Annotated in this window: 27 protein-coding genes; 12 read left to right on the top strand and 15 right to left on the bottom strand. The window is 70.2% G+C overall.

Annotated elements, in window-relative coordinates:
* Positions 1-6 precede the first annotated feature (6 nt).
* From CLT75_RS07140 to CLT75_RS07125, 4 genes are all read right to left on the bottom strand, one after another.
* Positions 7-597 carry a DUF7019 family protein gene (locus tag CLT75_RS07140; RefSeq protein ID WP_135240055.1) on the bottom strand — a complete coding sequence of 197 codons (591 nt, stop codon included), beginning with the start codon at positions 595-597 and terminating at the stop codon, positions 7-9.
* A 141-nt stretch (positions 598-738) separates the two neighbouring features.
* Positions 739-1,272 carry a hypothetical protein gene (locus tag CLT75_RS07135; protein ID WP_486485081.1) on the bottom strand — a complete coding sequence of 178 codons (534 nt, stop codon included), beginning with the start codon at positions 1,270-1,272 and terminating at the stop codon, positions 739-741.
* A gap of 123 nt (positions 1,273-1,395) precedes the next feature.
* Positions 1,396-1,647 (bottom strand): hypothetical protein, encoded by a 252-nt coding sequence (locus CLT75_RS07130; protein ID WP_135240054.1) that lies wholly within the window; start codon positions 1,645-1,647, stop codon positions 1,396-1,398.
* On the bottom strand, positions 1,644-1,925 hold the full coding sequence (locus CLT75_RS07125) for a DivIVA domain-containing protein (RefSeq protein ID WP_135240053.1): 282 nt from the start codon (positions 1,923-1,925) through the stop codon (positions 1,644-1,646). Before CLT75_RS07125 ends, CLT75_RS07130 begins: the two co-directional genes overlap by 4 nt.
* Before the next feature lie 321 nt (positions 1,926-2,246).
* Between CLT75_RS07125 and CLT75_RS07120 the strand changes: the two genes are divergently transcribed.
* Together CLT75_RS07120 and CLT75_RS07115 are read left to right on the top strand one after the other, a co-directional pair.
* On the top strand, positions 2,247-3,134 hold the full coding sequence (locus tag CLT75_RS07120; RefSeq protein WP_135240052.1) for a Scr1 family TA system antitoxin-like transcriptional regulator: 888 nt from the start codon (positions 2,247-2,249) through the stop codon (positions 3,132-3,134).
* A complete protein-coding gene (locus CLT75_RS07115; protein WP_084213096.1) occupies positions 3,127-3,354 on the top strand; it encodes a DUF397 domain-containing protein in 228 nt (75 codons plus the stop codon). The genes CLT75_RS07120 and CLT75_RS07115 overlap by 8 nt, the downstream gene beginning before the upstream one ends.
* Here the strand turns inward: CLT75_RS07115 and CLT75_RS33065 are convergent.
* From CLT75_RS33065 to CLT75_RS07075, 8 genes are all read right to left on the bottom strand, one after another.
* Positions 3,315-3,596 (bottom strand): DUF7669 domain-containing protein, encoded by a 282-nt coding sequence (locus tag CLT75_RS33065; protein ID WP_135240051.1) that lies wholly within the window; start codon positions 3,594-3,596, stop codon positions 3,315-3,317. The two genes, CLT75_RS07115 and CLT75_RS33065, sit on opposite strands and share 40 nt — an antisense overlap.
* A 23-nt stretch (positions 3,597-3,619) precedes the next feature.
* Positions 3,620-3,871, bottom strand: a complete 252-nt coding sequence (locus CLT75_RS07105) for a hypothetical protein (RefSeq protein ID WP_135240050.1) — start codon at positions 3,869-3,871, stop codon at positions 3,620-3,622.
* A 4-nt stretch (positions 3,872-3,875) separates the two neighbouring features.
* Positions 3,876-5,471, bottom strand: coding sequence for a serine/threonine-protein kinase (locus tag CLT75_RS07100; protein WP_135240049.1), 1,596 nt, complete (start codon positions 5,469-5,471; stop codon positions 3,876-3,878).
* A gap of 46 nt (positions 5,472-5,517) precedes the next feature.
* Positions 5,518-6,300: a hypothetical protein gene (locus tag CLT75_RS07095; RefSeq protein ID WP_135240048.1), complete on the bottom strand. Its 783-nt coding sequence runs from the start codon at positions 6,298-6,300 to the stop codon at positions 5,518-5,520.
* 29 nt (positions 6,301-6,329) lie between these two features.
* Positions 6,330-9,326, bottom strand: a complete 2,997-nt coding sequence (locus CLT75_RS07090) for a type I restriction endonuclease subunit R (RefSeq protein WP_486485080.1) — start codon at positions 9,324-9,326, stop codon at positions 6,330-6,332.
* A 47-nt stretch (positions 9,327-9,373) separates the two neighbouring features.
* On the bottom strand, positions 9,374-10,504 hold the full coding sequence (locus CLT75_RS07085; RefSeq protein WP_135240046.1) for a restriction endonuclease subunit S domain-containing protein: 1,131 nt from the start codon (positions 10,502-10,504) through the stop codon (positions 9,374-9,376).
* 95 nt (positions 10,505-10,599) lie between these two features.
* Entirely contained in the window at positions 10,600-12,561 is a 1,962-nt protein-coding gene (locus CLT75_RS07080; RefSeq protein ID WP_486485079.1) for an HsdM family class I SAM-dependent methyltransferase, read from the bottom strand.
* A gap of 211 nt (positions 12,562-12,772) precedes the next feature.
* Positions 12,773-14,674: an N-6 DNA methylase gene (locus CLT75_RS07075; protein WP_209310283.1), complete on the bottom strand. Its 1,902-nt coding sequence runs from the start codon at positions 14,672-14,674 to the stop codon at positions 12,773-12,775.
* A gap of 99 nt (positions 14,675-14,773) precedes the next feature.
* Between CLT75_RS07075 and CLT75_RS07070 the strand changes: the two genes are divergently transcribed.
* The 5 genes from CLT75_RS07070 to CLT75_RS07050 all read left to right on the top strand — a co-directional run bounded on the left by CLT75_RS07070 (position 14,774) and on the right by CLT75_RS07050 (position 18,841).
* Positions 14,774-15,346, top strand: a complete 573-nt coding sequence (locus CLT75_RS07070) for a DUF4352 domain-containing protein (protein WP_135240045.1) — start codon at positions 14,774-14,776, stop codon at positions 15,344-15,346.
* A 61-nt stretch (positions 15,347-15,407) separates the two neighbouring features.
* Positions 15,408-16,253 (top strand): hypothetical protein, encoded by an 846-nt coding sequence (locus tag CLT75_RS32565; protein WP_167796889.1) that lies wholly within the window; start codon positions 15,408-15,410, stop codon positions 16,251-16,253.
* A 33-nt stretch (positions 16,254-16,286) separates the two neighbouring features.
* Entirely contained in the window at positions 16,287-17,105 is an 819-nt protein-coding gene (locus CLT75_RS07060; protein ID WP_135240044.1) for an RNase H family protein, read from the top strand.
* Positions 17,106-17,174: 69 nt separating this feature from the next.
* Entirely contained in the window at positions 17,175-17,906 is a 732-nt protein-coding gene (locus tag CLT75_RS07055) for a methyltransferase domain-containing protein (protein ID WP_135240043.1), read from the top strand.
* A gap of 38 nt (positions 17,907-17,944) precedes the next feature.
* The gene (locus CLT75_RS07050; protein ID WP_135240042.1) at positions 17,945-18,841 is read left to right on the top strand and encodes an arginase family protein; all 897 of its coding nucleotides are present in this window, start codon (positions 17,945-17,947) and stop codon (positions 18,839-18,841) included.
* On the opposite strand, the gene CLT75_RS07045 is transcribed toward CLT75_RS07050, so the two are convergent.
* Positions 18,838-19,251, bottom strand: coding sequence for an NUDIX domain-containing protein (locus tag CLT75_RS07045; RefSeq protein ID WP_135240041.1), 414 nt, complete (start codon positions 19,249-19,251; stop codon positions 18,838-18,840). The two genes, CLT75_RS07050 and CLT75_RS07045, sit on opposite strands and share 4 nt — an antisense overlap.
* A gap of 147 nt (positions 19,252-19,398) precedes the next feature.
* On the opposite strand from CLT75_RS07045, the gene CLT75_RS07040 reads away from it, so the two are divergent.
* Positions 19,399-20,343 carry a sugar phosphate isomerase/epimerase family protein gene (locus CLT75_RS07040; protein WP_135240040.1) on the top strand — a complete coding sequence of 315 codons (945 nt, stop codon included), beginning with the start codon at positions 19,399-19,401 and terminating at the stop codon, positions 20,341-20,343.
* A 72-nt stretch (positions 20,344-20,415) separates the two neighbouring features.
* On the top strand, positions 20,416-21,036 hold the full coding sequence (locus CLT75_RS07035; protein ID WP_135240039.1) for a class I SAM-dependent methyltransferase: 621 nt from the start codon (positions 20,416-20,418) through the stop codon (positions 21,034-21,036).
* A gap of 72 nt (positions 21,037-21,108) precedes the next feature.
* On the opposite strand, the gene CLT75_RS07030 is transcribed toward CLT75_RS07035, so the two are convergent.
* Positions 21,109-21,618, bottom strand: coding sequence for a pyridoxamine 5'-phosphate oxidase family protein (locus CLT75_RS07030; protein ID WP_135240038.1), 510 nt, complete (start codon positions 21,616-21,618; stop codon positions 21,109-21,111).
* Positions 21,619-21,657: 39 nt separating this feature from the next.
* Positions 21,658-22,677 carry a LacI family DNA-binding transcriptional regulator gene (locus CLT75_RS07025; protein ID WP_135240037.1) on the bottom strand — a complete coding sequence of 340 codons (1,020 nt, stop codon included), beginning with the start codon at positions 22,675-22,677 and terminating at the stop codon, positions 21,658-21,660.
* A gap of 103 nt (positions 22,678-22,780) precedes the next feature.
* Between CLT75_RS07025 and CLT75_RS07020 the strand changes: the two genes are divergently transcribed.
* The 3 genes from CLT75_RS07020 to CLT75_RS07010 are packed head-to-tail and all read left to right on the top strand — an operon-like array spanning position 22,781 to position 25,928.
* Positions 22,781-23,932, top strand: a complete 1,152-nt coding sequence (locus CLT75_RS07020) for a Gfo/Idh/MocA family protein (protein WP_135240036.1) — start codon at positions 22,781-22,783, stop codon at positions 23,930-23,932.
* Complete coding sequence (locus CLT75_RS07015) at positions 23,929-25,092, top strand: dihydrodipicolinate synthase family protein (protein WP_135240035.1); 1,164 nt, start codon at positions 23,929-23,931, stop codon at positions 25,090-25,092. Before CLT75_RS07020 ends, CLT75_RS07015 begins: the two co-directional genes overlap by 4 nt.
* On the top strand, positions 25,089-25,928 hold the full coding sequence (locus CLT75_RS07010; RefSeq protein WP_135240034.1) for a sugar phosphate isomerase/epimerase family protein: 840 nt from the start codon (positions 25,089-25,091) through the stop codon (positions 25,926-25,928). Before CLT75_RS07015 ends, CLT75_RS07010 begins: the two co-directional genes overlap by 4 nt.
* Positions 25,929-25,976: the final 48 nt, after the last annotated feature.

Here is a 25,976-nt window from a genome sequence, read left to right as displayed (position 1 = left end):
GAGGCCCTAGTCGACGAGCGCCACGTAGATCGGACTGCCCAGCAGCACGCCGTTCGGGCCCGGCTTCTCGGCCAGCCGCTTCGCGACGAACTCGACCCGTTGCGCCGGCCCCGGCAGGGCGGCCCCGATCTGCGCCAACGACTCGTGGAAGCGCTCGTCGTCGAACTCGCCCGGGTCGGCTCGCAGTTCCTGAAGCTTGCGGAACAGGTACGGCGGGACCGATCCGACCGGTTCGGCATCACCGCCACCGACCACGTGTGACGCCGACCCGCCGAGGACGACGACCTGGTCGTCGAGCGTCCCCGCGAAGACCACGATGCCGGCGGTCGGGAACACCTGCCAACGCATCTCCAGGCAGGCCTGGACGTAGGGGCGCTCCTCATCCGCGGCGCCGATCTGGTCGGCGTCCTGCAGGTGCCGGATCACCTTCTCCAGCTTGTCGAGGTCGTGGCGCTCGGGCAGGACCGCCTTGCGGCTGTAGCGGACGACCTTGAGGTCCACGGCGAGCTCGGACTCGTGCTGGGCGGAGGAGGCGACCTGTGCCGCGAGGAGCCCGATCTTGAGATGCGACAGGTAGAGGTAGTACTTGAGGCTCAAGATGCACTCCGGTTACGGGGAGACGTCCGAAGCCCACCCTACGTGGCGCACGCTCGCGATGCTGACCCTCAATCGAAGATGATCGGTGTCCGCGTGGGCCGCGGAATTGGGGGCGGTAGTGGAGATGAGCTGCCCCACGTGTCACCGGCGGCGTTTGTTGATGCTCGGAAGGCCGCCCGACACCGTACCTATGCTGCCGTCCGGGTCGCTCCGGTCGGGCTTCCGCATCGCCTCCACCACCCGCCGGCCCGACAGGTCCGAGGCGTTGAGCTTGGCCGCGATCCGGCCGGCCTGACGCCAACCCCGGAGGCAATCCAACGCCTTCTCATCGTCGGCGACGCCGGTCAGCGCACGGATAGCCGGCATCGCCCGAGACGGGTCGGCGAGCAGGAGTCGGGCGACGTCTGCGGGGCTCAGCCGACACGGCGGCGTGCCGTCCACCGGGACGAGGGAGGCGTGGACCTCCTCATCCTGTAGCCACAGCCATACGGGCCTCCTGCCGTCGCCGGCCCGCATCGCCGGGGTTTCCCAGGGGCCGCGTCGGACCGTGTATTCACGCTTCACCGTGGCGCTGGACGGTGGAGCGCCCTTGCCGCTGACTTGTCGCGGCGCCCGTTTCGGCACCTTGTGGCGTTCCTTCTTGAACCGGGCGTCCCCTTGCATCAACGCGACCACCTCCCCTGCTGAGCACGTTAGCCGAGCCAGTGATCTCTACGGCGTCTGACGCAACTGCCTGCGGGCTGACGGATCTGCGGCGCCGAGGCCGAGCAGCCGACGATTCGGCAACGGCGAGCGGCGTCAGCGATGGACGCGGCGGGAGCAGGGGCCGTCGTGATCGGCGCGGAGCAGGCACCGCCGGCCGCCGGGCACGAGCAGGTCGCAGAAGACCTGATGGCGTACGTTCTGGTCGTCCTCGGCCGACACGGTTGTCTCCCCCGGGTCGGCCTGTGGCAGCACCCCGGTCCACCGTGCCACGACGCGGGCCAGGCGCTGTGCGGCGGGCAGGTCGGCAGCGGTCACCGGCAGGTGGATGACCCAGCGCGCGGTCACCGACGCTCGCCGTTCGCCTGCCGCGCCTGCTCGGACTGCCAGCGGCGGAGCGCCACCTTGATCCGCAGGGTCTCCTGGCGGTGCCTGGTGATCTCGGCGTGCAGCGAGGCCATGTCGCCGGCGACCCGGCCGAGGTAGGCGTACACCGCATCGGGGTCGAGGCCGCGGCGCCCGAACCGGGCGGGCGGGAAGCGGCGCTCGCGCACCTGCCACGGCAGCAGTGAGGGGTACGCGTTCGCTCCGCTGCCCCGCCCCGGTCGATCGTTACGGGCGCTCATCAGCCTGTCCTCCTTGTCGTGGAAGGGGTGGGCCTGCCTGCCCGTCCCGCGCTGGCGGGCCCACCCCGCCCTGATACCGCAGCTCCGTTCAGCGGTACGGCACCAGGGCTACTCAACGGATCACCGATCGACAGGCACAGCGGCCGGCCGCAGAGATCGCCAGGCCATCGTGCCGGTAGTCATCCTGTGACAGTGCGCAGTGGATGCGCAACGTTCCAAGCGCGACTTTCCACGTTGTGCATTGACTTATTTCGTAGGAACGAGTAAACGTTGCAGAGCAATGTCACTCGTTGTTGCCGGATGGAACCAGGGAGTGCCCGGATGGCAGAAGACATCGGTTCGACCGTGCCGCGCCGACAGCTCGGCCGTCTGCTGCGCCAGTTCCGCAACGAGGCCGGCGTGACCCTCGACGCCGCGGCGGAGGCGCTGGAGTACAGCCGACAGAAGATCTGGCGCATCGAGTGCGGCCTCGGGTCGGTGCGGGTGCTGGACGTCAAGGCGATGTGCGAGTTGTACGGCGTGTCCGCGGAGATGACCGACGCAATGCGGGGGTTGGCGGCGGAGACGAAGTCGAAGGGGTGGTGGCACGCGTACGGGGACGCGGTACCGAGCTGGTTCGAGCTGTACGTCGGCCTGGAGTCCGCCGCTGCCCATCTTCGTCGCTACGACGAATCGTTGATCCCCGGGCTGCTTCAAACTCGGGAGTACGCGCTCGGGCTCTTCCATCCGGGCAGCCGGCTGAGCATGGAGGAGCGGGAACGGGCGGTCGAGGTGCGCATGCAGCGACAAGCCCTGCTGACCCGCCGCCTTCCAACGCCCCCGCGACTGGAGGCCGTCCTCTCGGAGGCAGTGCTCCGGCGGCCGGTTGGTGGTGTGTCTGTCATGGTCGACCAGCTCAGCCACCTGCTAGGAACCGCCGAGCTGCCGAACGTGTCGGTGCGCGTGGTGCCGCTGGCCGCCGGGCCGCATCCCGGTGCGGTGGCCGGGTCCTTCGTCATCCTCGACTTTCCCGCCACGAAAGGCGGACGAGCAGCGCCTGAGCCCTCTGTCGTCTACAGCGAGTCCCTGACCGGCGCCCTCTACCTGGACAAGCCCGACGAGCTGGCAGCCTACGAGAACACCTGGAAGGGCGTAGATGCTCTCGCATTGGGTGAGGCAGAATCGAGGGACATGATCAAGAGGATCATCGGGGAGATGCGGCATGACTGATCTGACCGGCGCTCGTTGGCGCAAGAGCACCCGTAGCGGCGACAACGGTGGCGACTGCGTCGAGGTATCGACCGACCTCCCCGATACCGTCGCCGTACGAGACTCCAAGGACGCTCTTGGGCCCGTTCTGACCTTCAGTGCCGAGACTTGGTCTGCTTTCGTCCTGAATATCGGGAAGGTTCACTCGGTCCCCAGTTCACCAGGTCGAGCGAGCCGGTAACGCCCTCTCTGATCCCGTACAAGATCCGCGTACCGGCGCGCGTGGTGCCCCGGAGCATTGACGCACATGCGAGAGATCACATGCGTGCGAACCGTGTTCTCCGCATAAGCGGTACCTCTCGCGAGCAGCAGCCGAACGACCTCCTCGGGTGTGAACGTCCCGTCGGAACTCCGCGCAGCCAGGTCCTTCGCTGCCTGCAGAACTTCATCTCGACACGTCGATCGTCTGCCAGGCGCCACCATCCCAGCCGTGCCCCTTGCCATCGTCAGCCCCGCTTGGGAACACCTGAGCCTTGAGTCTTCGCTGCGACCTCCTGTGGCGTTCCCCTCCTACCGCCGCTCTTCCATGACACCTTGCTGTAGGTGTCCCAGCGTTCGTCGAGTTCATCGGACACAGCCCGACCGTCCGGTACTACAGCGAAGTCGCACCCGATCGCCACCATCTGCAGCCAGATTGCGTTGACGATGTCGGCGTACTGGCCTGCATCGACATCGAGCTCGACCGTGATCTTGCGCATTGAACTACTCCCTCCGATCAGCCCTCAGGGCAGCGTCTTCCAGCCGGTCCAAGTGGGTCAACAACGCCTCCACCTCGGAGGCGGAGGCGGAGCCGGATCCGTGCAACCGACTGATGTCCCGCCACAGGTTCTGCAGTCCGAGCCGGGCCTGAGTGAAGTCGCCGACGCTGGCGGCGAGCATCGCAACCTGCTGACGTAGCGGGAACAAGCCGGCTTCGTCTGGTCCCATCGCCTGCTGTTCCTCGGCCAACAGATCTCTCAGTTCCGCCAGGGCTGCGGTCGCCTCACCCAGCTCTGCCTGGCAGACCGCCGCCTGCTGCCGGCACTGCCAGATCAGCTCCTGATCCGGGACGGGCCGCTGGGCAAGGTCAACGATGAGCTGTTGAAACTCCGGCAGTGCCTGCCGGAAAGCCCCGGCGAGAACGTGGAGGTTGGCGAGGTTGAGCCGCAGCTCCAAGATCCGCGGTTGCTTGGCTCCATGCCCCTTTCTCAGCGGCCGAATGGCCGTCTCGATCAGTTCGGCTGCCTGGGTGAACCGCTCCTCCTCGGCAAGCGCCCACGCGCGCTCCTCCACCTCGGCCAACTCGTCGAGCGACGGCGGCTCGACGACTTCCACCGCGGTGCGAGGCCGCGCGATGTCGACACGCGTGGATGGCAGCGGCGTCCGGGGCGGAAGCGGGCCGAACGGATACCGGTACGGCATGGTGGGGTCGACCCGCTGCCCACCGGCTACCGCCATCGCCAGGTCCGCGGCCCGCTCTGGCTCGACGGCGCCGAACGGGGCCAGGATCTCGTACACCTCGGCGGCCGAACCGGGACGGTGCTGAGGGTCCTTTGCGAGCAACCCGAAGACGAGTTGCCCGAGGGCGTCCGGCACTCCGGCGCGGTGCTCGACCACCGACGGCACCGGGTCGTTCATATGCCGGTGCAACATGCCGAGCGGATTGTCGGCCCGGTACGGCGGGTTGCCGGTGAGCAGTTCGAACAGGACACAGCCGAGCGCGTACAGGTCGGCGCGAGGACCGACCGCGCTGTTGAGCGCCTGCTCCGGGGCCATGTAGGTGGGTGTGCCGAGGGTACTGCCGGTGGCGGTAAGCCGCGGTACGTCGGCCCCCAGGAGCGCCGCGACGCCGAAGTCGAGCACCTTCACCGCGCCGGCCGGGGTGACCATGACGTTCTGCGGCTTGAGGTCCCTATGGACGAGGGAGGCGGCGTGCGCAGCAGCGAGGACCGAACAGATCTGCGCGCCGATCGCGGCGGCCCACGGCACGGCGAGCCAGCCGCGCTCGGCGATCAGCTCGGAGAGAAGCACACCGGGCACGAGTTGCATGACGAGGTAGAGGTCGTCGCCGTGGTGACCGACGTCGTGGACGCTCGGCACGCCAGGGTGGTCGAGGCGGGCGGTGACGCGCGCCTCGCGGATGAACCGCTCGATGGCGGTGTCGCGCTCACTGTCGGACATGGCGATCTTACGCAGGAACTTGATGGCGACGGGCCGGTCCAGCTTCTCGTCGAAACCCGCCCACACCTCCCCCATACCGCCGTGACCGATCGGATACGTCAGTTCGTATCGATCCGCGACTCGTTCCTGCGCGTGCATCCGTCTCCCCCGGCAGCCCTGTCAGACGACACCAACGAGTCGTCGGCTAGTACCGCTCCCCATAGATGTCGAGCAACTCCTGATAAGCCTCCCGGACCGCGTCGTCCGCACCGGGATCGTGCGCCGCGTTCTCGGCCGCCACGGCAGCGAGTTCGAGCGCGTTACGCACCCGGGTCAGTTCCGACTCCGTCTCGTCCCACAGCGTTGTCACGCGCTGCCGCTGTTCGGTCAGCGCCTTCCCCACGCTGCTCGTCGAATCCCCCGCCGGGCCGGGCTGCCGGCGCCCTATCTGAGTACGCAACTGCTGCCGGCGGCTGAGCACATCGCTCGCCTCCCAGAGTGCCTGGGCCAGGATCTGCCCGCCCTCCGCGGCGTCCATCACACGGTCCACCTCGGGCAGCGCTCGGCCGGCTCGCACCGCCAACTCCACCAGGTCGAGGAAGTCTTCCCGGTCCTCGGCCTCGGTCAGGGTGTGGTGCAGGGCCGGAAAGGCCGCCTGGTCGGGCGCCTCGATCTGAGGTGGCGGCTTCGTCGCCGTGATGCCGGCGAGCCCGAGGCACAGCAGGAGTGCGACCAGAAACAGAATGACCAGCAGTGGCGCGCCCGCGGAGCAGAGCACGACGGAGATGAGCACCGCGACGGTGCAGAGCACGACGACGCCAGGAAGCTTGGACGGCTCCGGGGCGGTCGGGACCGCCCGCAGGTCGGTGATGCTGCCCCACTCGTGCCGACGTGGCGAGCGGGTCACTTTCAGCGGGGTGAGCGCGGTCATGACCCGGGACTCGTCCACCGCGATCCAGAGGTGGAAGGTGGGCTCGGACGGGGACAACCGTCCTCCTCTCGGCGAGGTGCGAAGGCTCAGGCGATGCCCTTGCGGCGGCGGATCATCTGGTACGCCTGCCGGCGTGCGAACTGGTTGAGCTGCGAGCGCAGGCTCTCGTCGTCGAGGTAGCGCTGCATCAGCTTGCCGTTGTCGTCGTGGCGGGACAGGATGACGTCCTCGATCCGCTTGTCGCAGACGACGCCGAAGTTGCTCTCGTCGTTGACGAGCGCGGCGGCTTCCAGCGTGCCGTCCTCGGCCAGGGCGACGATCTGCTGCTCGACCCACACCTTGTCCGCCTCGCCCAGGCCGATACCGAACCGGTCGTTGAACACGTCGATCAGCTCCGAGAGCGCGACCTTCTCCGGGTCGTGTTGCGAGCCGACACCACCGCCGACGAAGCCGGGCAGCATCTGTTCCCCCTCGGGGGACAGCGAGGCGTCGTGCTCACCGGTCTTGCTGACCCGCAGGTGGGTCAGCTGCACCTCACCGATGTCGACGGACGGGTCCTGCCGGCGCGGGAGCCGGTTGAGCAGCGCGCGCCCGTACAGGTAGAGCCGCTCCAGTTCCTCGTCGTGGTAGGGCACCACCTGGCTGAGGAACGCGTACATCCGGGTGTAGTCGCGCAGCGCGGACCGGAAGCCGTCCGCGGCCTCCGGGTCGTCGGCGGCCAGGGCGTTGAAGCGCTGGACGGCCGGCTCGGTGAAGCGGTAGAGGGCGGCGTGGGCCCGCTGGAGACCGGTCTCCGTGGTCGCCTTCCGCTCCGCCTCCAGCAGCGCTTCGGCGTACGCCTGCATCTCCGAGTCGACGAGGACCGGGTAGCCCGTAACCGTGTTCTGCGCCGTGTAGAGCAGGTTCGGGTCGGTGGGCGTGGTGGCGGCGGTTTCGAAGTACGGCTTGAACTGCTCGGCGATGTCGCCGGCCTCGTTGACGAAATCGAGAACGAACACGTCACCCTGGCTCTTGAGCGGGTGGGTGCGGTTGAGCCGCGACAGGGTCTGCACCGCGGCGACGTTCTTGAGCAGCTTGTCGACGTACATCGTGGTGAGCAGCGGCTGGTCGAAGCCGGTCTGGTACTTCTCGGCGACAACCAGGATCTTGTACTCGGTGTGCTGCTTGGCCTTCGGCGTGCCGGCGTGCTTGTCGTCAGCGGCGGTGTAGGCGAACTTGCCGGGCAGTTCGCCCTCGCCGAAGCCGTTGATCCGCGCTTCGGTGTGCTCGACGCCGTCGACCTCCAGGTCACCGGAGAACGCCACCAGCGAGTCACAGCCGACGTAGCCCTGCATCTCGACGTACTTCTTGATGGCGGTGTGCAGACGGACGGCGGCCTCGCGGGAGCCGGTGACCACCATGGCCTTGGCGCGCCCGCCGAGGCGCGGCGCGGTGTGCTTGCGGAAGTGCTCGACGATGATCTCCGCCTTCTGCGCCTGCATGGTGGGGTGCAGGCTGGCGAAGCGGGCGAGCTGGGCGCCGGCCTTCTTCGGGTCGACCTCCGGGTCGTCGGGGTTGGCGTTGGCGAGCTTCCAGTACGACTTGTAGGTGAGGTAGTTGCGCAGCACGTCGAGGATGAATCCCTCGTCGATGGCCTGCCGCATGGAGTAGGTGTGGAACGGGTGCGGGTTACCGGTGACCGGGTGCGGCGTGCCGAACAGTTCGAGCGTCTTCGGCTTCGGGGTCGCGGTGAACGCGAAGTACGACAGCGTCTCGTGCCTGCCTCGGGCCAGCGCCGACGCCGTGAGCAGGTCGCCCGACTCGTCGACGTCGTCGCTGCCGAGTTTGAGCAGCACCTTCTTCAGCGCGGCGGCCGAGTCGCCGGACTGTGACGAGTGCGCCTCGTCGACGATGACCGCGAACCGCTTGCCCTTGAGGCCCTGCACCTGGTTGAGCACGTAGGGGAACTTCTGCATCGTGGTGATGACGACCTTGGCCGTCTCACCTTGAAGCGCGGCGGCGAGCTGCGCGGAGTCCTTGTCGATCCGCTGCACCACGCCGGGCACGTGCTCGAACTGGAACACAGTGTCCTGCAACTGCCGGTCGAGGACGACCCGGTCGGTGATGATGATGACCTTGTCGAAGACCGGCTCGTTGGGGCGCAGCCCGTCCTTGGCGACGTTCGGCGCGGTGTGCAGGCTGGACAGCCGGTGCGCCAGCCAGGCGATGGTGTTCGACTTACCGGACCCGGCCGAGTGCATGACCAGGTAGTTGTGGCCCGACCCGTGGCGGGCCGCGTGGTCGGTGAGCTGGGTGACCGCGTGCCACTGGTGATAGCGCGGGAAGATCAGCGCCTTGGATTCCTTGTCGTAGTGCAGGAACCGCCGGACCAGGTCCATGAACACGTCGGGGTGCCAGATCTGCTCCCACAGGTAGGAGCTGCGGTAACCCTTGTCCGTGGCCGGCGGGTTACCTGCCCCACCGGACACGCCGGGCCCGTTCGACCCGGTGTTGAACGGCAGGAACCGGGTCTTCTCCCCCGCGAGCTTCGTCGTGACGAAGACCAGGTCGGGGTCGACCGCGAAGTGCACGAGGGTACGGCGCGCGAAGATCAGTTCCTTCGGGTCACGGGTCTTGCGGTACTGCTCCTTGGCGTCCTCGACGGTCTGGCCGGTGAGCGGGTTCTTCAACTCGGCCGTGGCGAGGGGAATGCCGTTGACGAACAGGACCAGGTCGAGGGTGTTGTTGTTGCTGGTCGAGTACGCGAGCTGGCGAGTGACGGTGAGGCGGTTGGCGCGGTAGAGCTTGAGCGCGTCGTCGGTGATGGCGTGGGCGGGCTTGAAGTAGGCGAGACGGATAAGGACGCCCTTGTCCTTGACGCCTCGACGGAGGACGTCCAGGGGGCCGCGCTCGTCGATCTGCTTGGCGAGATGTTGGGCGAACTGCCGCTGCGCCAAGTCCGGGTTGTTCCCGTGGTACGCCAGCAGCTTGGCCCATTCGTCAGGTTGGGTTGCGCCGATGAAGGCGAACACGTCGGCAGTGTCGAGTCCGAACTGGCGGTCGTAGTTGCTGGCCGTCCCGAGCAACCACCCAGAGGCCTGCACACCCGCCCCGATAGCCGCTTCCAATAAGTGCTCCTGATGAACGCCGCTCATACGTCCAGACCTGCTGTCGTCACGTCAATCTGCCCCGTAACCGCCGCTACCATCAATGCTTGCCCCTTCTCATGAAGGGCCGCCAACTGAGCATCGATGACTCGCAACGCATCCTTAATTGGCAGAGTGTTCTCCAGGACCTTCGCCACGACGGCTTCCTGCTCAATGAGGGACAGCTTAGGGATCGAGAGTTGCGCCAGAGCAGACGTGTTCAACACTTCCTGCACAGAGCCACCTGACAGCAGGCGAAGTTGTTCTTGCGAAGGCTTCGAGTTGATTGCTAACTCTACAAACTTTGGCAGGCACGACGACCCCGGCCGAACGATCAGCATTCCCACACAATTGCCACCAACTGCCCACCCAGGAACAACCGCCGCTTGGCCCGTCAGCCCGACACGAGAAACAAGGACATCACCTGAACGGAGGATTGACTTCTTGTTCAGTAAGTTATCTGTCGACGAGATGTATTTCAAATCGCGATCATTAATGCACCCAGCCGCCAGATTTTGGCCACGAAGAAAGGGGAGCCCGTGATCGCTATAGAGGGCAGCGGGCTGGACTACGATACCCACAGTGAGTTTTTCCGCCAGTATGCGAAGGCGTATCGTTCGCGGCATCCCCGAGGTCGCGAATGCCTCAGCGGACACCGCCTCGATTCGCTCCCTAAGCAGCTCGCGAGATCGAAGCCTAGCTTCCCTCAACTTGGAAAGTTTCCCCAACTCTATATCGAGGAAATGCGCAATCCGCCTCTGCTCTTCAAGTGGAGGCAGCCGCAGGGAGAGCTGTCGAACTCTCTCCGCTCCTAGATGATAGATGTTTGCACCACCCGCAATCGATGCGAACACGCCAGAGGCACGCGCCGCTCGCGCCCACCATGCCAAGAAACCGCCGTCCGCAATGCCTAACCTCGGCCGGATCCTAAGGAGTGTATTCTGGAAGCAGATCGTTCCACTAATCTCGCCCCGCCACACTGCCGATGATCCCACCACCGAACGGCTGCCACTACCTTCAGTGACTAGCACATCGCCCGGACGAAGTTTGAAGATTTCCTGCTCGCTTGGCGTGTAGTTCATCTGCAGCACGTCATCGAGTTGGAGCTTGCCGTCCTTGACGTTGGCGGCCCTCAAGTACGGAACCATATTCGGCCCTGCCGCATGCTGCGGGGCGCGCTGACGACCGAGCGCAACCTCTGCCACAGCACGTAGAGTTGCATCTTTCCAAATCATACCGTCACCTTGCTGAGCAGCGCTTGGATCTGAGATTCCAGCGCCCTAATCTCGGCGTCGATTTCTGCCAGTGGTCTCGGTGGCTGATAGACGTAGAAGTGGCGGGTGAAGGAGATCTCGTAACCAATCTTGGCCTTGGTCTCATCGATCCATGCATCGGGAACGTGCGGCAGTACCTCGCGCTTGAGGTAGTCGTAGACGTCCTCCTCCAGCGGCACATTCTCGTTGTCGCGCAGGTCCGCGTCCGGCAGCGGTTTGCCCTTGCGGTCCGTCTGCATTTCGCCTTCCGGGTCGCTGACCGAGAACGCCTCCCACACCGCCTTCTCCACCGCCGCCGGCAGCTTGCCCAGCCCGTTCAGCTTCATCGCGAACTCGGCACGCGTCGCTGACGCCGTCCCGATCAGCGACTTCGCCGCCGCCAGCAGCGACTCCCGCTCCGCGTACTTGAGCACCGCCTTCGCCTCCGCGAGCAGCGCAACCGTCTCCTCGGTGACCTCGAAGCGCAGCCGCAGCGGACGCTCGACGGTGATCCGCTGGTAGCCGAAGTCGGTGGTCTTGAAGACCTTCACCTTTGCGTGCTGCGGGTGCTCCGCATCGTCCGCGATAGCCAGCGCGTTCACGTATGCCCGGGTCAGGTCGGCGATGTGCTCGTCGGTAAGCATCTTGCGCTTGTCGCCGAGGCTCTTGCGCATCTTCGTCCAGTAGTCCCGGCCGTCGATGAGCACGACCTTGCGCGCGCGGGCCGAGTCCTTCCGGTTGGTGAGGATCCAGAAGTAGGTGGAGATGCCCGTGTTGTAGAAGAGCTGGTCCGGCAGGGCGACGATACCTTCGAGGAGGTCGTTCTCCAGGATCCAGCGGCGGATCTCTGACTCCCCCGACCCGGCGGCGCCGGTGAACAGCGGCGAGCCGTTGAAGACGATGGCGAGGCGGCTGCCGCCGTCCTCGGGGCGCTTCATCTTCGAGATCATGTGCTGGAGGAAGAGCAGCGAGCCGTCGTTGATCCGGGGCAGCCCGGCGCCGAACCGGCCGGCGTGACCGCGGGCCGCCTCGTCCTTGACGAACTTCTCGACCTTCTTCCACTCCACGCCGAACGGCGGGTTGGCGAGCATGTAGTCGAATCGTTCGCCCTCGTGGCCGTCCTGGTTGAACGAGTTCCCGAAGGCGATCTTCGTCGGGTCGCCGCCCTTGAGCATCATGTCGGAGCGGCAGATCGCGTACGTCTCGCCGTTGAGCTCCTGACCGTAGACCTCGACGGTGGCGTGCGGGTTGTGGGCCTGGATGTGCTCCTGCGCCTCGGTGAGCATGCCGCCGGTGCCGCAGGCCGGGTCGTAGATCTTCCGCACGATGCCGGGGGTGACGAGGTCGTCCTCATCAGGAGCCAGCAGCAGGTTGACCATCAGCCGGATGACCTCGCGCGGGGTGAAGTGCTCACCGGCGGTCTCGTTGCTGATTTCCGAGAAGCGGCGGATCAACTCCTCGAAGACGTAGCCCATCTGGTGGTTGGACACCACGTCCGGGTGCAGGTCGATGTCGGCGAACTTCGCGACCACCTGGTAGAGCAGCCCGGCCTCGGCGAGGCGGCTGATCTGGGCGTCGAAGCCGTACTTGTCCAGCACGTCGACAGCGCCCGGAGAGAAGCCGCCGATGTAGGCGCGCAGGTTGAGCGCCACGTGGTCCTGGTCGCCGAGCAGCTTGCGGAACGACATCTCGCTGGTGTTGTAGAACGACAGCCCGGCTGCCCTCCGCAGCACCGGGTCCATGTTTTGCACGCCGGCGTCCTTGAGCTGCTGGTGCCGGGCAAGCACCGCGTCCTTCGTCGGCTCCAGCACGCAGTCCAGCCGTCGCAACACTGTCAACGGCAGGATCACTCGTCCGTACTCGGACTGCTTGTAGTCGCCGCGGAGCAGGTCGGCCACGGACCAGATGAAGTTGGCCAACTCTTGGTGCTTGGTGCTCACCAGTTTCCTTTCGATTGCCTTAAGACAAGCAGTATCACTGCCGTCCTGCATCGTTGTAGTCGCCTACTCGGCCGAAACGATCAACCGAGCGTCAGCGTGTCGTCTCAGGCGGAGGATGCACGGCGGGCCACCGGCCCGCAGGCTTCCGCATCTGTCACCGAAGCGCCGCCCCCGCGTCGGATATCTGACGGAAGGAATGTCCGCCGGGGAATCACCCTGGCCCATCCGTGGGGCAGACCGCGCCACGGGCCAGCCCGTCGGCAGTGAGCTGCACCAGTTCCGCCCCAAGCGTCGCCGCCTGCCGCAGCGCCGACTCGAACGCGTGCAGCCGCCGGAACGCCTCCCCGTACCCTTCCTGCTCCTCCCGCGACACCCGCCGCACCTGCGCCCGCCGCACGTCGAACCGCAGCGTCCCCGACAAGCTCGACGCCTGCCGCTCGTTCGCCGACGTCCGCAACTGCCCCGCCAGGAACCACGAATCCAACGCGGCGGGATTGGGCCGCAACAGATACAGGTTGCGCCCCAAAAGGGCGCCCTCTGCCGTCACCACCCGTGCGGTGAGCTGCCGCGCGATCATCGGCACCACCACGTCCCCGGTCGTTAGGACGATCTCCTGCCCGAGTCGCCCGTCGTCGCGGCCCGAGGGCTCGCCACCGCCGAGCACGTCCGGCACGGTCAGCACCGGCCGACCGTCACCGGCAAGCTCACCGTCGTCGCCGGAAGCACCCCGGATCGGCCCGAGGAGCTGCAACGCGCCGGCCCGAATCAGTTCGCCGACCGTCAGGAACTCCCCATGACTCCCGTCGGCCGCGGGCGTGACCTGCGGCATCAGCGTGGGCAGATCGGCGACGACGGCGGCGAGGCGCTCGCGTGTGCGTACCAGATGTTCGCCTGTCTCCTCGCCCGCGACGGCGGGCTGGCGACGTGCGGGGGTGAGGTCGATCTCCTCGTCGAGCAGTTCGATGACCGGGACGGCGCGGGCGTAGCCGGGCTCGTCGATCTCGCCGTCGTTGGCGAAGAACCGCCAGGTGTCGAGGATGCGGGTGTGGTCGCCGGTGGCGGCGTCGACGAGCAGCGTCCGCGCCGGTGGGGGCGCGTCGGCCGGTGGGCGGCGCAGCACCCACAGGTGCAGGGGTACGCCGTGCGGCGCGGCCGCCCCCGGCGGCAGCGCGATGACGGCGCGTAGCACGCCGCGACGCAGCAGTTCGGCTCGGATGCGGCGGCCGGGCCGGCGGCCGGCCACGGCGGGGGGCATGAGGAGCACGGCGTGGCCGCCGGGGCGCAGGTGGGCCAGCGCGTGCTGAACCCAGGCGAGTTCCGGTTCGGTACGCGGGGTGGTGCCGACTATCCAGCGGGGATCGTGGACGAGTTCCTCGTCGCCCCAGTTACTGGCGCCGAACGGCGGATGGCAGACGACGGCGTCGAACGTGCGTCCCTGGTAGTCGTCGGCGCGCAGCGAGTCGCCGGTGGTCACCTCCCCTGATACGTCGCGCAGAGCCAGCCACAGCCCGGCCAGCCGGGCGAGGTCGGGGTCGATCTCCTGCCCGTACGCGGAGGTGCAGCCAGCGCGGACGGCGGCGCGCAGTGTGGCACCGGTGCCGGCGGCGGGGTCGAGGACGGAGCCGCCGGCGACGGCGGCGAGCCCGGCCATCAGGTCGGCGATGTCGTCGGGGGTGGCGTGCGGGCGAGCCGGTCCGGGGGCGGAGAAGCGTTGCCAGAGCGCGTCGAAGGCGCCCTGTGGACCGAGTTCGTCGGCGAGCACGTCGATGTCCGGCGCCAGGGCCTTCAGCTGCGGGTCCGCCGGGCGGGTGGGGCGTTGGCCGCGTTGCCGGGCCAGCAGCCGGGCGCCGACGGCGGCGAGCCCGGCGGCCGGTGAGGCGCCGGCCGAGGCGAGGTGCCGCCAGAGCCGGTCGGCGGTGGCGAGTTCCGGGAGTTTGCCCTGGGCGTGCAGCCAGCGCTCGACCTGGGCGAGGTCGAACTCGGGGCTGGTGGCGCTGCCGCCGACCGGCTCGGGGAAGTCCCCGTGTCGTTTGCGCCAGTTGCTGACGGCGGCCCGGCCGACACCGGCGAGCCGGGCGATCTCCGCTGCGGTGATTGTCGGTGTCTCCTGCACGTTCGGAGTGTGTCACATCTGTCAAGCATCATGCTTGTTGACAGCGTTCACAGATGATGCTCTTATTGACGCCGCCACGTTCACAGCAGGAGGTTAACGATGCGCAAGACCACCACGCTCGCCCTGATCGCCGGCGCCCTCGTCGCCCTGGGCTGCGGTGCCGGCACCACCGAGGACACGACCGGCAGCAAGGCGGAATCCGGCACCGAGGCGACGGCCGGAGACACCGACGGCGGCAAGGCGGACGCCGGTAAGAGCGACGACAAGCCGAAGACCGCGAAGATCGGCCAGCCGGCCCGCGACGGCAAGTTCGAGTTCACCGTCAAGTCCGCCAAGTGCGGCGTCAGCAAGGTCGGCACGTCGACGTTCGGCGCCAAGGCGCAGGGCCAGTTCTGCCTGGTCACGCTCAACGTGAAGAACATCGGCAAGGAGTCGCAGATGTTCGACGGCAGCAGCCAGAAGGCGTACGCCGCCAACGGCACCGAGTACTCCGCCGACGGTTCGGCCGCCATCTACGCCAACAAGAACGCCGAGACGTTCCTCAACGACATCAACCCCGGCAACCAGGTCACCGGCGTGGTCGTCTTCGACATCCCGAAGGACGTCAAGCTCGCCCGCCTGGAGCTGCACGACTCGCCGTTCTCCGGCGGCGTGACCGTCTCGCTGGGCTGACCTGCCACCGCTGCGGGGCGGGCCCCACCCCCGCCCCGCACCCCGACCGAGAGGAACCGCGATGTCCGACCCGACCCAGCCCGCGCCGCCCGAGCGGACCGGCGACGCGACGATGCCGAACCCGCCCGCCGCAGCGAACCGCCCCGCACGCGCCCGTCCCCTCGTCGCTGGCGGCGTCGTGCTGGCGCTCGCGATCAGCGGCGTCGTCCTGGCCGGCGCGCTCACCGAGGACGACGAGCCGCAGCCGGTCACCGCGGTCACGGCGGCTCAGCGCAGCACCGCCCCCACCTCGGCGTCCCCGTCCGCCGCGCCGACCACGGCGGCCCCGACCACCGCCGCGCCCACCTCGGCCGCGCCGGCCACCACCGAGCCGCCGGCGCCGTCGCCCAGCCCGAAGCCGAAGGTCGTGAAGGGACGCGGCGACGACGTGGTACGCATCCCCGACCTGACCGACCTCGCGGTCGTCAAGTTCACCTGCCGGTGCAGCAGCAACACCGTCCTCACCAGCGACGGCGACGGGTTGCTCGTCAACGAGATCGGCTCGTACACCGGCAAGCGGTGGATCAACCTGGAGGACGGCTCGCTGACCACGCAGTTCGAGATCGAGGCCAGCGGCTCATGGACGCTGACCATCGGCACCGTCGCGCAGCTGGCCACCACGGCGGAGACCGGAAAGGCGTCCGGTAAGGGCGACGACGTGCTGCTGCTCGGCGGCGACGCCACCGCCGTGCGGATCACCCACCGGCGAGGGTCGTCGAACTTCGTCGTCCACGCGTACTCGCTGGACGACGGCGAGGGCGGCCTGCTCGTCAACGAGATCGGCGCGTACTCCGGCGTCCGCCCGCTCACCACGCCCGCGCTCGTGCAGATCACCGCCGACGGCAACTGGACCGTCGCACCGGCCTGACCGTCCGCCCTCCCCCGCCCGTCAGGAGGCACCATGCGACCCGACGAGTTCCGCCACGCCCTGAGCCTGCTCCCCGCACCCCTGTACGACCGCGCGCTGCCGCTGCGCCGCTACGTCTTCCGTACCACCTGCCCGCAGTGCCAGCGCATCGGCGACGCGGTCACCCTCGCCCTGACCGCGGCGCACTACGACCAGCTCGCCTCGGCCGGGCAGCTCCTGGACAACGCCACCCGCCTCGCCGAGGAGCACGGCACCGACTGCCGGCCACGCCCCGAGCCGGAACGGGGACGTGGGCAGGTCCAGCGGTGGGCGGCGGCGTCCGCGCCGGTCGTCGCCGCGACCGACGCGAGCTGGAAGGGCCGCGCCGGTGGCATCGGGTACGTGGTGAGCGACGGCCGGTACGGCCTGCGCAGCCGGGGCACGGGCCGCCTGGACCCGACCGGCGCGTCCCGTGTGCTGATCAACGAGTTGCGGGCGGTGGACTTCCTGCTCACCGCGTACGACGAGCCGCCTCCGGCGATGACGGTGCTGGTGGACAGCCTCTCCGCGCTGCGGTGGTTGCACCGCTGGCAGTCCGGCGCGGTGGCGGACATGCCGGCCGGGTACAGCCTGCGCCGGCGCCGCTGGTCCGACCGGCCGACGCTGGTACGTCTCGCCGACCAGGTGAGCCGACGGCCGGACCTGTCCTTCCAGCACGTCAAGGCGCACAGCGGACACCCGCTCAACGAGGCCGCCGACGGCCTGTCGCACATGGCCCGCCGCCGGGTCGGGGAGAGCTTCGACGTACGTCCCCGGGCGCGAGCGCTGGCCGAGGCGTTCCTGCGGGACTGGCACGCGAGCCTCATCCACTGATCCCCCGCCCGACCTGCGTCGCGCGCCACAGTGCTTGCCCGTCGACCCGCCGGGGAGTTGGCTGTCGGCATGGCCCGCATCGCATACCACGACGCCGCCGCCGAGGCGTTCGCCGCGACCCGGCACCTCACCGACGACGGTCTCACGGCCTGGCGGGCCGCCGTCGCCCGGCACCTCACCCCGCGCCCGGGTACGCGACTGCTCGACCTGGGCGCCGGGACCGGCAGATGGGCGCGGGCGTTCACCGACTGGTTCCCCGGCGTCGAGGTGGTCGCCGTCGAGCCTTCGGCGGCGATGCGCGCCCGGTGCGCGTTCACGCCGCTCGTGGCCGGCGACGCCGGGCACATCCCGCTCGCCGACCGCAGCGTCGACGGCGCGTGGCTGTCCACGGTCATCCACCACGTGCCCGACCTGGCCGCCGCGGCGCGGGAACTGCGCCGGGTGCTGCGGCCCGGCGCCCCGGTGCTCATCCGGTCCGCGTTCGCCGGACGGCACGAGGCGATCACGCTGTTCGACTACTTCCCCGAGGCCGTTCGCGTGCTGGACACGTATTCCGGCATCGCCGACGTCGAGGCCGCCTTCGCCGCCGCCGGCTTTGCCACCGCGGCGGTCGAGCAGGTCCCGCAGGTCACCGCGCCGTCGCTGCGGGACGCGGCGGCCGGCCTGCGCCGGGAGGCGCACACGCCGCTTCAGCTGATCACCGATGCGGAGTACGCCGCCGGCGTCCGGCGGTTGCGCGAGGCAGCGCATGTGCACAGCGGCCCGGTGATCGACGCGCTGGACCTGCTGGTGCTGCGCTGATCCCGGTGTCAGGCCCCACCCGAGGTTAGGGTGGGGCGATGGATCATCGTCAGTGGACGGTCGTCGGAGCGCCGTCGAGCGCCGGCGCCCACACCCCTGGCATCGAGCGCGCACCCGCCGCCCTGCGCGCCGCCGGCCTGCTCGATCTGCTGGGCGCCGACGTCGAGGACGCCGGCGACGTGCCGGGCTTCCGGTGGCGGCCGGATCCGGCGTACCCGAGGGGTCAGAACGCGGGCGCGGTGGCCGCCGTCGCCTCGGCGGCGGCCGACCGGGTCGCGGCGGCGCTGGGCCGGGGGCGCGCGCCGCTGGTGCTCGGCGGCGACTGCACGGTCACCGTCGGCCTGGTCGCCGGTTGCGCGCGGGCCGGGCTGTCGCCCGCGCTGGTGTACGTGGACGGCGGGCCGGATCTCTACACGCCGGAGACCCGCGCGAACGGCAACCTGGACGCGATGGGATTGGCGCACATGCTCGGCCTGCCGGGGACGCTGCCCGAGGTGGCGGGTGTCGGGCCGGCGGTGCCGCTGCTGTCGCCGGAGCGCGTGGTGGTGTACGGGGACTCGCTGCCCCGGGGTGACCACGAGCGGGAGCTGGTGGCGGAGCTGGGGCTGGCGTACGTGCCGGCCGACGAGGTGCACGCCGACGCGCGGGCGGCGGCGCGCCGGGCCCGGTCGGTGGCCGAGGGCGCGGCCGACCGGTTCGTGGTGCACTTCGACGTGGACGTGCTGAGTTTCGTGGACGCGCCGCTGGCGGACGTGCCGGAGCCGTTCGGGCTCAGCCTGGGCGAGGCGGCGGCGACGCTGGCGGAGCTGGTGGCGAGCCCGCGCTTCGCCGGGTTGTCGGTCACCGAGATCAACCCGGATCATCTGCCCGACGACGAGCTGCTCCCCCGGTTCGCCGGCGTACTCGCCGGGGCGCTGACCGGGCGCTACAGCTAGGCGGTCTCCGCGAGGTGCAGCGGCAGCACCTTGGCGGCGCTCACCGCGAGGTCGCGGTCGAGCACCTCGTCACGGGGTACGAAGACCATCGCCTGTCCCTCGCCGAGCACCACGTCCTCCTGCCGGGCGTCGGTGGTGCCGCGGAAGACGTACACGGTGACGGTGTGCGCGAAGCCGTCCTCGTGCGGGCGGGGGCCGCTCCACAGCAGGTGCAGCTCACCGGCGGTCAGACCGGTCTCCTCGCGTAGCTCGCGGCGGGCGGCCTGCTCCGGTGTCTCGCCGGGCTCGATGCTGCCGCCGGGCAGGCTCCACTGGTACGGCGACACCGAGGTGTTGCCGTCGCGGTGCTGCATGAGGATCGCGCCGGACGGGTCGACGAGCAGGACGAGAGCGACGTCGTATGCGGCCACGCCCCGAGCCTGCCACGCGGCACCGGCAACGCGCAGTCTCGGCTTTCCGCCGCGCCGGTCGAAAGTTCGACTCAGAGCACCGAAAGACATAGACATATCGACATGGCTTTTGTAGCGTCGGCACACAGGCGACGAAGGAGTGCGACCATGTGCTACGGATTCGACGGACAGGCCGCGCTGCGGCAGTCGCTGGACCGGCGCGACCTGCTGCGCGGCTCCCTGGCGGCGCTCGCCGGGATCGGGCTCGCCACCGGGCTCGGCGCTACTGCCGCCCAGGCCGGCGGCGGGCACCACCACGGCCGGCGCCCGGTGCCGAAGGAGCTGATCAGCCTCCAGCTCTGGACGGTCCGTGACGCGCTCAACAGTTCGCCCGGCTACGACGCGACGCTGACGCACCTGGCCCGCATCGGCTACCCCCGGGTCGAGCTGGCGCTCGGCTACTTCGGCCGTACCGCGCGGGAGCTGCGCCGCTTCCTGGACGGCATCGGCGTCAAGGCCAGCTCCAGCCACGACGGCATCGCCGCCGACGCCGCCGCGCTGGAACAGAAGATCGCGAACGCCCGGACGCTGGGCCAGCGGTTCATGGTGGTGCCGTACCTGAACTCCGACCGCGAGGACGACTGGAAGCGCTGGGCGGAGCAGATGAACGTCGAGGCCGCCGCCGCGCGCAAGGCCGGCCTGCGCTACGGCTACCACAACCACGCGCACGAGTTCACCATCGACTTCGGCAACGGCCGGCGGCCGTGGGACGTACTGACCGAGGAACTCGACCCGCGCCTGGTGCACCTGGAGATCGACATCTACTGGGCGGTCACCGGCGGCATCAACTCCGGCGAGGGCGTCGACGACCCGGAGGGCTTCACGCTCGACGTGATCCGCTCGGCGCCGCAGCGGGTGTTGCAGTACCACGTCAAGGACCGCGACCCGGCCACCGGCGACATGGCCGACCTGGGCACCGGGATGATCGACTTCGCGCGGATCTTCCGGGGGCACCAGGTGATGGAGTACATCGTGGAGAACGACACCCCGGATGTGACGCCGCAGCAGACCGCCGCCGTCGGCTACCGCTACCTGCGCCGCCTGCGGTTCTGACCCCGGCGGGGCACCGATCGCCGCCGGACGTGACACGCTCGGGGGTGGCCGCGCCGACCGAGGGGGTACGCGATGACCGACGAGCCGGACGACGTCCACTACGACCGCCTCTATCGCGACGCCGAGCGTCCGCCCTGGGAGATCGGCGGCCCGCAGCCGGCGCTCGCCGCCGTCCTCGACACCGGGGTACGCGGCCCGCGCGTGCTCGACGTCGGCTGCGGCACCGGTGAGCTGGCGCTCGCGCTGGCCCGCCGCGGACACGACGTGACAGGCGTCGACATCTCACCGGTGGCGATCGAGCAGGCCCGGGCCAAGGCGTCAGCGGCGGGTCTGCCGGTGCGCTTCGAGGTGTGCGACGCGACGGCGATCCCGGTGCCACCGGTGCCGTACGACTCGGTGTTCGACTCCGGCCTGCTGCACTCGCTCGATCGGCGCGGCGCTGCGGTACGCGACTACCTGGCGCTGCTGCCGCGCCTGACCACGCCCGGCGGCGCGGTGTTTGTGCTGGCGGTGTCGCCGGACGCGGGCGAGGGCTGGGGCCTGGGCGCCGACGCCCTGCGCGCGGCCTTTCCCGAGCCGCTCTGGACGCAGGTCACTGTCGAGCCGATCCACGTGCTCGCCCAGGTCGGCGGCGGGGACCTGCGGCTGGCCGGGAATCTGCTCCGCGCCACCCGCTCCCCCGCCGGTCCGTAGCGCGCCTCGGCCACAGGTGGCGGGCCGCGGGCGACGCCCGCCGCGACACCACCGCAAGGACGGCGAGCGGCGTCAGCGACGCCAGTGCTGGCGTGGGGCGTAGCCCTCGCGGCGCAGCCAGTGTTCGGTGTAGACGATCCGGTCGGCCTCGATCACGACGAGCGGGTCCTCGGGCGGCTCGGACAGCGACCGGCCCCGCTCGGCGTGCTCGTTCTCCCAGCGGAACGCGGCCCAGTGGCGGGCCCGGTCCGGGTGCTCCGGGCCGAGCACCCGGGCGGTGCCGAACACCTGCGCCCCGCGGCTGCTGGCCAGGCCGACCAGCGGCGCGAAGACGCCGACGGACACCCGCGGGTCGGCGGCGATGTTGCGCATCTTCGGTGAGCGCGGCGCGGCGGTGAACATCAGCGTGAAGTCGAGCGGGTAGTAGCGCACCGGCGTGGCCAGCGGCCCGTCCGGACCGGCCGTGGCGAGCACGCACATGTTCTGCGACGACAGCAGGTTGAGGATGCGTTCCTCCAGGCGGTCCCGGTCCAGCGTCCTCGTCGGCGTCGGACCGGTCAGCCAGGGGTTCGTCAGCGGCACGGCGCGTCCTCGATCATGACGGCACCCTGCCGGCCGGGCTCAGGCCACAGGCGCGGTGCTGGCCCGCAGCACCACCTCGCCGGGCAGCCGCACGATCCGGCGGCGGCGACCGGCGTTCTCGGTCAGGGCCAGCTTCATCGCCTCCTCGCCGAGCCGGTGCAGCGGCAGCGCCACTGTCGTCAGCGGCGGGGTGAGGTCGCGCACGACAGGGATGTCGTCGAAGCCGGCGACCGAGACGTCCCCGGGCACGGACAGCCCGCGGTCGCGCAGCGCCGCGTACGCGCCGACGGCCATCACGTCGGTGCACGCGAACACGCAGGTGGCGTCGAGCCCGCGGTCGAGCAGCTCGGTCATCGCCCGGTAGCCGCCGTCGCGGGTGAACGCCGCCTCGGCCACCGCGCCCGGGTCGAGCGCCACGCCGGCGGCGGCAAGCTCGTCGCGGAACCCGCCGAGCCGGTCGGCGACTGTGGTCAGCTCGGGCGGGCCGGACAGCACCGCGAAGCGGCGGTGCCCCAGGCCCAGCAGCGTGCGCGCCAGCTCGGCGGCGCCCGCCCGGTTCTCCGGCAGCACGCTGTCGACCTTGAGGGTGCGGTGCCGGCTGACCACCGCGACCCGGCCACCGCCGTCGAGGTAGGGCGCCAGCTCGGCGGCCATGGCCCGCTCCCAGCGGGGATCCTCGAAGCCTGAGCCGATGAGCAGGATCGCCGGGGCCCGTTCGGCGCGCAGCATCGACACGTACGCGATCTCGCGTTCCGGGTCGCGGAAGGTGCTGGCGAGCATGACCAGCAGGTCGTTGTCGGCGGCGACGCGCATGACGCCGCCGGCGACGGCGGCGAAGTAGGGGTCGGTGACGTCGTGGCAGACCACGCCGACGCTGCGGCGGGACGCGCCGGCCAGCGCGCGGGCGTGGGCGTTCGGCGTGTACGCGAGGCGCGCGGCGGCGGCCAGGACGCGGTCGTGCAGGTGCGGGGTGACGCGCCTGCCGTTGAGGGCCCGGGAGGCGGTGGCCAGGGAGACGTCGGCCGCTCTGGCCACGTCTTCCAGCGTCACGTGCGACATCGATGCGTCTCCCTGCGGAACGTCTTGACCCGGTGTTCCGGCGTGGCTACGGTAGCACCCTGAAAGCGCTTACTGAAAGCGCATTCACCTGCGGGGAGGCCCAGTGGAACGCACGTCCGTCGGCATCATCCTCAACGGCGTCACCGGCCGGATGGGCTACCGGCAGCACCTCGTCCGGTCCCTGCTCGCCATTCGGGACCAGGGCGGCGTGCCGGCCCGCGACGGCAGCCGCATCTGGCCCGAGCTGACCCTCGTCGGCCGCGACGAGAACCGGCTCGCCGCCATCGCCGCCCGGCACGGGCTGTCGTCGTACACGACGGACCTGGACGCGGCGCTCGCCGACGACGCCCACCGGATCTACTTCGACGCGCAGGTGACCACCGCGCGGGAGAAGGCGATCCGGGCCGCGATCGAGGCCGGCAAGCACGTCTACACCGAGAAGCCGCTCGCCGAGGGGTTCCTCGCCTCGCTGGAGCTGGCCCGGCTCGCCGCCGCCAAGGGCGTCCGCAACGGCGTCGTACAGGACAAGCTGTTCCTGCCCGGCCTGCGCAAACTCAAACGGCTCGTGGACGGCGGCTTCTTCGGCCGGATCCTGTCCGTGCGCGGCGAGTTCGGCTACTGGGTGTTCGAGGGCGACTGGCAGGCCGCGCAGCGTCCGAGCTGGAACTACCGCGCCGAGGACGGCGGCGGCATCACGCTGGACATGTTCCCGCACTGGCACTACGTGCTGGAGCAGATCATCGCCCCGGTCACCGCCGTCACCGCTGTCACCGCCACGCACATCCCGGAGCGCGTCGACGAGACCGGCGCCCGTTACCGGGCCACCGCCGACGACGCCGCGTACGGCATCTTCGAGCTGGCCGGCGGCATCGTCGCGCAGGTCAACTCCTCCTGGGCGGTCCGGGTGCACCGGGACGAACTGGTCGAGTTCCAGGTCGACGGCACGCACGGCAGCGCTGTCGCCGGGCTGCGCGACTGCCGCATCCAGCACCGGGGCGCCACCCCGATGCCGGTGTGGAACCCGGACCTGCCGGTCACCGAGCCGTTCCGCGCGCAGTGGCAGACCGTGCCGGACAACGGCGAGCACGACAACGCGTTCAAGGTGCAGTGGGAGGCGTTCCTGCGCCACGTCGTCGACGACGAGCCGTTCCCGTGGGACTTCCTCGCCGGTGCGCGCGGCGTGCAACTGGCCGAGGCCGGGCTGCGCTCGGCCCGCGAGGGGCGGCGGGTGACGATCGAGGAGATCCCCCGGTGAGCGCACGCGTCACGCTGCCGGCTCCGGACGGCGGCACCGAGAAGCTGACGCTGCGGGAACCGCCCGTCTGGCACCGGCCGTCCGCGCCGCCGGCCGGCCGGATCGCGTACGCGGCCGCGCACGTCGTCGCCGACCCGTACGCCGACAACTCCCCCGGCAGCCCGGCGCGGCTGGACTGGGACGCGACGCTCGCGGTGCGGCGTGACCTGTGGTCGTGGGGTCTCGGTGTGGCCGAGGCGATGGACACCGCGCAGCGCGGGATGGGGCTGGACTGGGCGGCCACGCGTGAGCTGATCCGGCGCAGCGCCGCCGAGGCCGCCGCCTACGGCGGGCGCATCGTCGCCGGGGCCGGCACCGACCAGCTCACCGGCACGCCGGGCACGCTCGACGAGGTGGTCGCCGCGTACGCCGAGCAGGTCGCCGTGGTCCAGGAGTGCGGTGCCACGCCGGTGCTGATGGCCAGCCGGCACCTCGCCGCGCTCGCCACCGGCCCGGACGACTACCTGCGCGTCTACGAGCGGGTGCTGCGGGAGGCCGGCGCGCCGGTGGTGCTGCACTGGCTCGGCGACATGTTCGACCCGGCGCTGTCCGGCTACTGGGGTTCGACCGACCTGGACGAGGCCACCGCGACGTTCGCCGCGCTGGTGCACGCCCACGCCGATGCGGTCGACGGCGTGAAGGTGTCGCTGCTCGACGCCGGCCGGGAGGTGCGGCTGCGGGAACTGCTGCCGCCGGCCGTGCGGGTCTACACCGGCGACGACTACCACTACCCGGAGCTGATCGAGGGCGACGGGAAGCGGTTCAGCCACGCGCTGCTCGGCGCGTTCGCCGCGATCGCCCCGGCCGCGTCGGCCGCGCTGGGACGGCTCGACGCGGACGACCGGGCCGGCTTCCGGGCGATCCTCGACCCGACGGTGCCGCTGTCCCGGCACCTGTTCGCCCCGCCCACGCCGTACTACAAGACCGGCATCGCGTTCCTGTCCTGGCTCAACGGACGGCAGCCGGGCTTCACCATGGTCGGCGGCCTGCACGGCGGGCGCGGCGTACCGCACCTGGTCGAGGCGTTCCGGCTGGCCGACGCCGCCGGACTGCTGGGCGACCCGGAGCTGGCGGCGCGGCGGATGCGCGCGTACCTCGACGTCGCGGGCGTGGCCGGATGACCGCCGATGCCCGGCTGGCGCGGCTGTCGCTCAACCAGCGCACCACGCAGCGCTGGTCGGTGGCCGAGGCGGTCGACGGCTGCGTGCGCGCCGGCATCCCGGCGATCGGGCTGTGGCGCGAGCCGGTGGCCGAGATCGGCGTACCGGCCGCGGCGCGGCTCGTCACGGACGCCGGGCTGCGGGTGTCGTCGCTGTGCCGGGGCGGGTTCCTCACCGCCGCCGACGAGGCCGGACGGGCCACGGCGCTCGCCGACAACCGGCGCGCGATCGACGAAGCAGCCGAGCTGCGTGCCGCCTGCCTGGTGCTCGTCGTCGGCGGCCTGCCGCCCGGCTCCCGCGACCTGGCGGGCGCGCGGCAGCGGGTCGCCGACGCGCTGGCCGAGCTGGCGCCGTACGCCGGCGCGCGCGGGGTACGTCTCGCGCTGGAGCCGCTGCACCCGATGTACTGCGCCGACCGGGCGGTGCTGTCCACACTCGGGCAGGCGCTCGACCTGGCCGAGGCGTTCCCGGCCGAGCAGGTCGGCGTCGTGGTGGACACGTTCCACGTCTGGTGGGATCCGGACGTGTGGCGGCAGATCGCCCGCGCCGGGGCACGGATCGCGAGCTTCCAGGTCTGCGACTTCCTCACCCCGCTGCCGGCCGACGTGCTGCTCGGGCGCGGCATGATGGGCGACGGGCACATCGACTTCCCGCCGCTGCGCCGCGCGGTGGAGGCCGCCGGCTACATCGGTGACGTCGAGGTGGAGATCTTCAACGCCGAGGTGTGGGCCACCGACCCGGACCTCGTCCTCGCCACCATGATCGCCCGGTACGAGGAGCGCGTGCTCACCGACTGACCCAGCGTCACGAGTCCGGCCTGTCGGATAAATCAGGTGGCCGCTCCG

This window comes from Micromonospora sp. CNZ285, from assembly GCF_004637285.1.
The sequence above is the reverse complement of the archived record's forward strand: the minus strand, read 5'-3'. Positions and strand labels throughout refer to the sequence as shown.